8 protein-coding genes are annotated in these 7,502 nt (G+C 56.9%); 6 read left to right on the top strand and 2 right to left on the bottom strand.

Annotated elements, in window-relative coordinates:
* Positions 1 to 93 precede the first annotated feature (93 nt).
* On the bottom strand, positions 94 to 990 hold the full coding sequence (locus tag EJA72_RS24990; protein WP_178129574.1) for a GlxA family transcriptional regulator: 897 nt from the start codon (positions 988 to 990) through the stop codon (positions 94 to 96).
* 244 nt (positions 991 to 1,234) lie between these two features.
* Between EJA72_RS24990 and EJA72_RS24985 the strand changes: the two genes are divergently transcribed.
* The gene (locus tag EJA72_RS24985) at positions 1,235 to 2,371 is read left to right on the top strand and encodes an acyl-CoA dehydrogenase family protein (RefSeq protein ID WP_157714552.1); all 1,137 of its coding nucleotides are present in this window, start codon (positions 1,235 to 1,237) and stop codon (positions 2,369 to 2,371) included.
* Between the two features lie 106 nt (positions 2,372 to 2,477).
* Here EJA72_RS24985 and EJA72_RS24980 read toward each other — a convergent pair whose 3' ends face one another.
* Positions 2,478 to 3,518 carry an NADP(H)-dependent aldo-keto reductase gene (locus tag EJA72_RS24980; protein WP_157714551.1) on the bottom strand — a complete coding sequence of 347 codons (1,041 nt, stop codon included), beginning with the start codon at positions 3,516 to 3,518 and terminating at the stop codon, positions 2,478 to 2,480.
* Between the two features lie 245 nt (positions 3,519 to 3,763).
* On the opposite strand from EJA72_RS24980, the gene rplM reads away from it, so the two are divergent.
* The 5 genes from rplM (at position 3,764) to EJA72_RS24955 (ending at position 7,454) form a co-directional block, all read left to right on the top strand.
* Positions 3,764 to 4,192, top strand: a complete 429-nt coding sequence (rplM, locus tag EJA72_RS24975) for a 50S ribosomal protein L13 (RefSeq protein ID WP_007905295.1) — start codon at positions 3,764 to 3,766, stop codon at positions 4,190 to 4,192.
* Positions 4,193 to 4,206: 14 nt separating this feature from the next.
* Positions 4,207 to 4,599 (top strand): 30S ribosomal protein S9, encoded by a 393-nt coding sequence (gene rpsI / locus EJA72_RS24970; protein ID WP_003205364.1) that lies wholly within the window; start codon positions 4,207 to 4,209, stop codon positions 4,597 to 4,599.
* Between the two features lie 268 nt (positions 4,600 to 4,867).
* A complete protein-coding gene (petA, locus tag EJA72_RS24965; protein WP_027922675.1) occupies positions 4,868 to 5,461 on the top strand; it encodes a ubiquinol-cytochrome c reductase iron-sulfur subunit in 594 nt (197 codons plus the stop codon).
* The gene (locus tag EJA72_RS24960) at positions 5,461 to 6,672 is read left to right on the top strand and encodes a cytochrome bc complex cytochrome b subunit (RefSeq protein WP_157714550.1); all 1,212 of its coding nucleotides are present in this window, start codon (positions 5,461 to 5,463) and stop codon (positions 6,670 to 6,672) included. Before petA ends, EJA72_RS24960 begins: the two co-directional genes overlap by 1 nt.
* Positions 6,672 to 7,454, top strand: a complete 783-nt coding sequence (locus EJA72_RS24955) for a cytochrome c1 (protein ID WP_157714549.1) — start codon at positions 6,672 to 6,674, stop codon at positions 7,452 to 7,454. The genes EJA72_RS24960 and EJA72_RS24955 overlap by 1 nt, the downstream gene beginning before the upstream one ends.
* Positions 7,455 to 7,502 lie beyond the last annotated feature (48 nt).

Genomic DNA, 7,502 nt, shown 5'->3' with positions numbered 1-7,502 from the left:
CTGCTCGCGATAGCGGTGTGTCATTCAACATCTCTATTGAATGACACACCGCTATCGCGAGCAGGCTCACTCCTACATTGGAATTGTGTTGTATCAGGCGGCTTGCTGAAACTGCTGCCGATACTGGTTCGGCGACAACTCCGTGTGCTGGCGGAACAGTCGGGCGAAGAAGCTCGCGTCGTCATAGCCGACTTCATAGCTGATGGTCTTGATGCTTTTGCGGCTGCCGGAGAGCAGGCCCTTGGCCGTTTCGATGCGCAGGCGTTGCAGGTAATGCAGGGGTTTGTCGCCGGTGGCGGTCTGGAAGCGGCGCATGAAGTTGCGGATGCTCATGCCGTGTTCGCGGGCGACGTCTTCAAAGCGGAATTTGTCGGCGAAGTGTTCTTCGAGCCAATGCTGGATCTGCAGGATGATCACGTCCTGGTGTAGCTTCTGCCCGCCGAAACCGATTCTGCCCGGCGAATAACTGCGCTGCACTTCATACAGAATGTCTCGCGCGACGGCCTGGGAGACATTGGCGCCGCAGAAACGCTCGATCAGGTAAATGTAGAGATCGCACGACGAGGTTGTACCGCCGGCGCAATACAAGTTATCGGCGTCGGTCAGGTGTTTGTCCTGATTGAGTTGTACTTTGGGATAACGCTCGGCAAAGGCGTTGAAGAAGCGCCAGTAGGTGGTCGCTTCCTTGCCATCGAGCAACCCGGCTTCCGCGAGCCAGAACACCCCGGTGGCCTCGCCGCACAGCACCGCGCCGCGTGCATGTTGCTGGCGCAGCCATGGCAGGACTTGGGGGTAGCGTTTGCAGAGTGTTTCGAAGTCGTCCCAGAAAGCGGGAAGGATAATGATGTCGGCGTTTTCCAGGCCGCCGTCGACCGGCATGATCACGTCGCTGAAGCTGTTTACCGGTTGGCCATCGGGGCTGACCAGTCGGGTTTCGAACACTGGAGTCAGGCCGTGGCCCAGTTGTTTGCCGTAGCGCAGGCTGGCCAGGTGAAAGAAATCCTTGGCTTGCATGAGAGTGGTAGCGAAAACCCGGTCGATAGCCAGGATGCTGACGCGCCGCAAGGGCGTGGAGACTTGGTTAGACATAATTCAACTTTATTCTTATAGGGGAAAGTGGTCACCGGACGGCTGGATCGTCTTATTTTTTGTCTGATGTGTCCAGTGTCCTGTATCGGATGCGAGGCTTAGTCTCTGGAGGCCGTTTCCCTCCAACAATAACAACAGGTGCCGCATGATCCCCAGAACCTTGTTCAGTCCCGAGCACGAACTTTTTCGCGACAGCGTGCGAACGTTCCTCGAAAAAGAGGCCGTGCCCTTTCATGAGCAATGGGAAAAACAGGGCTATATCGACCGTCAGTTGTGGAACAAGGCGGGGGAGGCCGGGATGCTGTGCTCGCATCTGCCGGAACAGTACGGCGGGCTGGGGGCGGATTTTCTCTATAGCGCGGTGGTGATCGAAGAGGTCGGTCGTCTCGGCCTGACCGGTATCGGTTTCTCTCTTCACTCCGACATTGTCGCGCCCTACATCTTGCATTACGGCAGTGAAGAGCTGAAACACAAATACCTGCCAAAACTGATCTCTGGCGAGATGGTCACCGCGATTGCCATGACCGAGCCGGGCGCCGGTTCCGACCTGCAAGGGGTGAAAACCACCGCAGTACTGGATGGCGACGAGTACGTGATCAACGGCTCGAAAACCTTCATCACCAACGGCTTCCTGGCTGACCTGGTGATTGTGGTGGCCAAGACCGATCCGAAGGCGGGTGCCAAGGGCACCAGTCTGTTTCTGGTGGAAGCCAATACTCCGGGGTTCGCCAAAGGCAAGCGCCTGGAAAAGGTCGGGATGAAGGCTCAGGACACCTCAGAGCTGTTCTTCCAGGACGTGCGAGTGCCCAAGGAAAACCTGCTCGGCCAGGCGGGGATGGGGTTCGCTTACCTGATGCAGGAGTTGCCGCAGGAACGCCTTACTGTTGCCATCGGCGGGCTCGCTTCGGCTGAGGCCGGGCTGCAATGGACGCTGGAATACACCCGCGAGCGCAAGGCGTTCGGCAAGGCCATCGCTGATTTCCAGAACACCCGGTTCAAACTGGCAGAGATGGCGACCGAGATCCAGATTGGTCGGGTCTTTGTCGATCGCTGTCTGGAGTTGCATCTGCAGGGCAAACTGGACGTACCGACAGCGGCGATGGCCAAATACTGGGGCACGGATCTGCAATGCAAGGTGCTCGACGAATGCGTGCAGTTGCATGGCGGTTACGGGTTCATGTGGGAATACCCGATAGCGCGGGCATGGGCTGATGCGCGGGTGCAGCGGATCTATGCCGGGACCAATGAGATCATGAAGGAGATTATTGCGCGGTCGCTTTGATCTTGCGGTGACTGCGCGGGCGCCATCGCGAGCAGACTCACTCCCACAGGGGGAATGCATTCCAAATGTGGGATTGAGCCTGCTCGCGATTGGGTCTATGAATCAATCAAGGCGCCGGGTTCGGATGATCCTTGTGAATCGCCTCAATCCCTTCCAGCACTTCATCCGACAGCTTCAACTCGAAGCTGGCAATGTTGCTCTCCAGTTGCTCCATGGTGGTCGCGCCGATGATGTTGCTGGTCACGAACGGCTGTTGCGTCACGAACGCCAGCGCCATTTGCGCCGGGTCGAGGCCGTGTTCACGGGCCAAAGCCACATAACGGCTGCACGCTGCTTCTGACTGTGGGTTGAAATAGCGACTGAAACGGCTGTAGAGGCTCAGGCGGCCTTTTGGCGGGCGAGCGCCACCTTCGTACTTGCCCGAGAGAAAACCAAACGCCAGCGGCGAATAGGCGAGCAGACCGCACTGTTCGCGGATGGCGATTTCCGCCAGGCCGACTTCGAAACTGCGGTTGAGCAGGTTGTAGGGGTTCTGGATCGAGACGGCGCGCGGCCAGCCACGGGCTTCGGCCAGGGCGAGGAAACGCATGGTGCCCCACGGGGTTTCATTGGACAGGCCGATGTGGCGAATCTTGCCGGCCTTGACCTGTTCGTCCAGTGCTTCGAGGGTGTCCTCGAGCGGTGTCAGGTTGGCTTCGGTCTTGTGCTTGTAGCCCAGCTGTCCGAAAAAGTTGGTACTGCGTTCTGGCCAGTGCAGCTGGTAAAGGTCGATGTAGTCGGTTTGCAGGCGCTTGAGGCTGGCATCCACCGCTTCGGTGATGTGCTGGCGGTTGTGGCGCAGGTTTTTGTCACGGATGTAATCGATGGTGTTGCCGGGGCCGGCGATCTTGCTGGCCAGGATCCAGTCGGCGCGATCACCGTGACTTTTGAAGTAATTGCCGATGTAACGTTCGGTGGTGGCGTAGGTTTCGGCCTTGGGCGGCACCGGGTACATCTCGGCGGTGTCGATGAAATTGATCCCGGCGCTTTTGGCCCGTTCAATCTGCGCGAAGGCTTCAGCCTCGCTGTTTTGCTCGCCCCAGGTCATGGTTCCGAGGCAGATGGCGCTCACGTTCAGATTGGTTCGGCCTAGCTGTCGATAGTCCATCAGGTGCTCCTTGGGCAAAACAATCATAAAAGCAGGTTGAAATATTTTTCGCAATCTGCATAATTGCGCACCTCTTTCTGCAGTGGAAGTGATGCGCCGCCGCCGAAGAATCTTGCCGTTGAACGGACGCGCCGACCCGAGCCCCCGAAAGCGTCTGTATCCGGCTGCCTTTGACTTGTCAAAGTACGCACTATTCAGTAAGATCCGCCGTCTAATTTACAGGGCGGCCCCTGAGGCTATAAAGAATGAAAACTTTTACTGCTAAACCGGAAACAGTACAGCGCGACTGGTTTGTCGTCGACGCTGCAGGTCAGACCCTGGGTCGTCTGGCCACCGAAATCGCGAGCCGTCTGCGTGGCAAGCATAAAGCTGAGTACACTCCTCACGTTGACACCGGCGATTACATCGTCGTTATCAATGCCGAGCAGATTCGTGTAACCGGTGCTAAAACCACCGACAAAATCTACTACTCCCACTCCGGTTTCCCGGGCGGCATCAAGTCGATCAACTTCGAAAAGCTGATCGCTAAAGCCCCTGAGCGCGTGATCGAGACCGCGGTCAAAGGCATGCTGCCTAAGAACCCGCTGGGTCGCGACATGTATCGTAAGCTGAAAGTCTATGCGGGCGCTGTACACCCTCATACTGCTCAGCAGCCCCAAGAACTGAAGTTTTAACGGAATAGTTCATTATGTCGGCGACTCAAAATTACGGCACTGGCCGTCGCAAGACCGCAACCGCACGCGTTTTCCTGCGTCCGGGTACTGGTAACATCTCCATCAACAACCGTTCGCTGGATAATTTCTTCGGCCGCGAAACTGCCCGCATGGTAGTTCGTCAGCCGCTGGAATTGACTGAGACTGTCGAGAAATTCGACATCTACGTCACCGTGATCGGCGGTGGTGTAAGTGGTCAAGCTGGCGCAATCCGCCACGGCATCACTCGCGCTCTGATGGACTACGACGAAACCCTGCGTGGCGCTCTGCGCAAAGCTGGCTTCGTAACTCGCGATGCTCGTGAAGTTGAACGTAAGAAAGTCGGTCTGCGTAAAGCGCGTAAGCGTCCGCAGTACTCGAAGCGTTAATTCGCTTTCACGTTCAAAAAAGAACGCCCAGTTTCCTCACGGAGCTGGGCGTTTTTTTGTGCGTGCGATTTATTAAAGAATTGCGCTGTGACAACTTGCCACATCCGTAGAGCCCCTATACTACAAGGCTTGGGAGTGGGGCCCTTCGGTAATTACCTTGTCAGAATTGGGGCTTTTCATTACCATTCGGCAAAATTTTTATAAGTACATAGATTTACTTAGTAGATGCCTGATTTAACAGGCCACAAAGCTGATGGGAGAGGACTGAATGAGCAATGACGGCGTGAATGCAGGCCGGCGTCGCTTCTTGGTAGCAGCCACATCCGTGGTGGGTGCTGCAGGAGCGGTGGGGGCTGCGGTCCCGTTCGTGGGGTCATGGTTTCCCAGTGCCAAGGCGAAAGCCGCAGGTGCACCGGTGAAAGTGAATGTCAGCAAGATCGAGCCAGGCCAGCAGATGATTGCTGAGTGGCGCGGCCAGCCGGTGTTTATTGTCCGCCGTACTACGGAAATCCTGGGGAATCTGAAGAAGATCGAGGGCCAGCTGTCTGACCCTACCTCCAAGAACTCGACACAACCGACCTATGTCGACCCGGAAACGCGTTCGATCAAGCCAGAAGTTCTGCTGCTGATCGGCATCTGCACGCACCTGGGTTGCTCGCCAACCTTCCGTCCTGAAGTGGCACCCGCGGACTTGGGCAAAGACTGGGTCGGTGGTTATTTCTGCCCTTGCCACGGTTCCCACTACGATTTGGCTGGCCGCGTCTACAAGTCGCAACCTGCGCCCTTGAACCTGCCAGTTCCCCCGCATTCCTATGAGACCGATGACATCATTGTCATTGGCGTCGATACGGAGAAAGCGTGATGAGCAAGTTCATGGATTGGGTTGATGCGCGCTTTCCCGCCACCAAAATGTGGGAAGACCATCTCAGCAAGTACTACGCCCCGAAGAACTTCAACTTCTTCTATTTCTTTGGCTCCCTGGCCCTGCTCGTTCTGGTCAACCAGATCGTAACGGGTGTCTGGCTGACCATGAGCTACACCCCTTCGGCAGAAGAGGCGTTTGCTTCCGTCGAATACATCATGCGCGACGTCGAGTACGGCTCGATCCTGCGACTGCTGCACTCCACCGGCGCTTCGGCGTTCTTCATCGTGGTTTATCTGCACATGTTCCGTGGTCTGCTCTACGGTTCGTACCAGAAACCCCGTGAGCTGGTGTGGGTTTTCGGCATGCTGATTTACCTGGCGCTGATGGCTGAGGCCTTCATGGGCTACCTGCTGCCGTGGGGCCAGATGTCTTACTGGGGGGCCCAGGTGATCATCTCGCTGTTCGGTGCGATCCCGGTCATCGGCAACGACCTGACCCAGTGGATCCGTGGTGACTACCTGATTTCCGGTATTACCCTGAACCGCTTCTTCGCCCTGCACGTCGTGGCCTTGCCGATCGTGATCCTCGGTCTGGTGGTGTTGCACGTCCTGGCGCTGCACGAAGTCGGTTCGAACAACCCGGACGGCGTGGACATCAAGAAACACAAAGACGAAAACGGCGTACCGCTGGACGGCATCGCCTTCCACCCGTACTACACCGTGAAAGATATCGTCGGCGTGGTGGTGTTCCTGTTCATCTTCTGCTCGATCGTGTTCTTCTTCCCGGAAATGGGCGGTTACTTCCTCGAGAAGCCGAACTTTGAAGTGGCGAACGCCTTCAAGACACCAGAACACATTGCTCCGGTCTGGTACTTCACCCCGTTCTACGCGATTTTGCGGGCGGTTCCGGACAAGCTCCTGGGCGTAGTCGCCATGGGTGCTTCGATTGCCTTGCTGTTTGTGCTGCCCTGGCTTGACCGTAGCCCGGTCAAATCCATGCGCTACAAGGGCTGGCTGAGCAGGATCTGGCTCTGGGTGTTCTGTATTTCGTTCGTGATTCTGGGCTGGCTGGGCGTTATGGCGCCGACCCCTGAGCGTACGTTGCTGTCGCAGGTCTGCACTTTCCTGTACTTCGCCTACTTCATTCTGATGCCGTTCTACACCAGGCTCGAGAAGACCAAACCGGTTCCGGAAAGGGTGACTGGCTGATGAAAAAACTATTTGCTGTATTGATGCTTGCTGCCTTGCCTGTCCTGTCCTTCGCGGCTGAACACGGTGGTCCTGAGCTGGAAAAGGTCGATATCGACGTTTCCGACAAGGCTGCGATGCAGGATGGCGCGCGCACCTTCGCCAACTATTGCATGGGCTGCCACAGTGCCAAGTTCCAGCGTTACGAGCGTGTTGCCGATGACCTAGGCATCCCGCACGAACTGATGCTCGAGAAGCTGGTGTTCACCGGCGCCAAGATCGGTGACCACATGAGCATCGGCATGCAGCCAGCGGACGCCAAGACCTGGTTCGGTGCGGCACCGCCCGACCTGACCCTGGTCGCTCGCGTGCGGGGTACTGACTGGCTTTACGGTTACCTGCATTCGTTCTACGAAGACCCGTCGCGCCCTTGGGGTGTGAACAATAAGGTCTTCCCGAACGTCGGGATGCCTAACGTGCTGGTCGGCCTGCAAGGTCGTCAGGTGGTAGGCTGCAAACAAGTTCAAATCGTCGAAGACGGCAAGAAGCAATACGATCCGCTGACCGGTACGCCTCTGACCCATGAAGCGTGCGATCAGCTGACCGTGCTGCCGAAAACCGGCACGCTGAACCAAGAGCAGTTCGATGAGAAGGTCAAGAATCTGGTAACCTTCCTGGCCTATTCGGCCAACCCGGTGAAGCTGCAGCATCAGCGCATCGGTACCTATGTGTTGCTGTACCTGGCGTTCTTCTTCGTATTCGCTTACTTGCTCAAGCGTGAATACTGGAAAGACGTCCATTGATTAAGCTGTAACCATTGCTGTTGATCGCGCGCGCCCAGGGGCGTCTCT

The sequence above is a fragment of the Pseudomonas sp. PB120 genome (assembly GCF_009761815.1).
Lineage (GTDB): Bacteria > Pseudomonadota > Gammaproteobacteria > Pseudomonadales > Pseudomonadaceae > Aquipseudomonas.
Note: the sequence above shows the minus strand (reverse complement) of the source record. Positions and strands in the feature narration are given on the sequence as shown.

Excerpts from the sequence above, each read along its gene's own strand:
- petA (WP_027922675.1), top strand. The coding sequence starts at position 4,868 with ATGAGCAATGACGGCGTGAATGCAGGCCGGCGTCGCTTCTTGGTAGCA.
- rplM (WP_007905295.1), top strand. The coding sequence starts at position 3,764 with ATGAAAACTTTTACTGCTAAACCGGAAACAGTACAGCGCGACTGGTTT.
- rpsI (WP_003205364.1), top strand. The coding sequence starts at position 4,207 with ATGTCGGCGACTCAAAATTACGGCACTGGCCGTCGCAAGACCGCAACC.
- EJA72_RS24955 (WP_157714549.1), top strand. The coding sequence starts at position 6,672 with ATGAAAAAACTATTTGCTGTATTGATGCTTGCTGCCTTGCCTGTCCTG.
- EJA72_RS24980 (WP_157714551.1), bottom strand. The coding sequence starts at position 3,518 with ATGGACTATCGACAGCTAGGCCGAACCAATCTGAACGTGAGCGCCATC.
- EJA72_RS24960 (WP_157714550.1), top strand. The coding sequence starts at position 5,461 with ATGAGCAAGTTCATGGATTGGGTTGATGCGCGCTTTCCCGCCACCAAA.
- EJA72_RS24985 (WP_157714552.1), top strand. The coding sequence starts at position 1,235 with ATGATCCCCAGAACCTTGTTCAGTCCCGAGCACGAACTTTTTCGCGAC.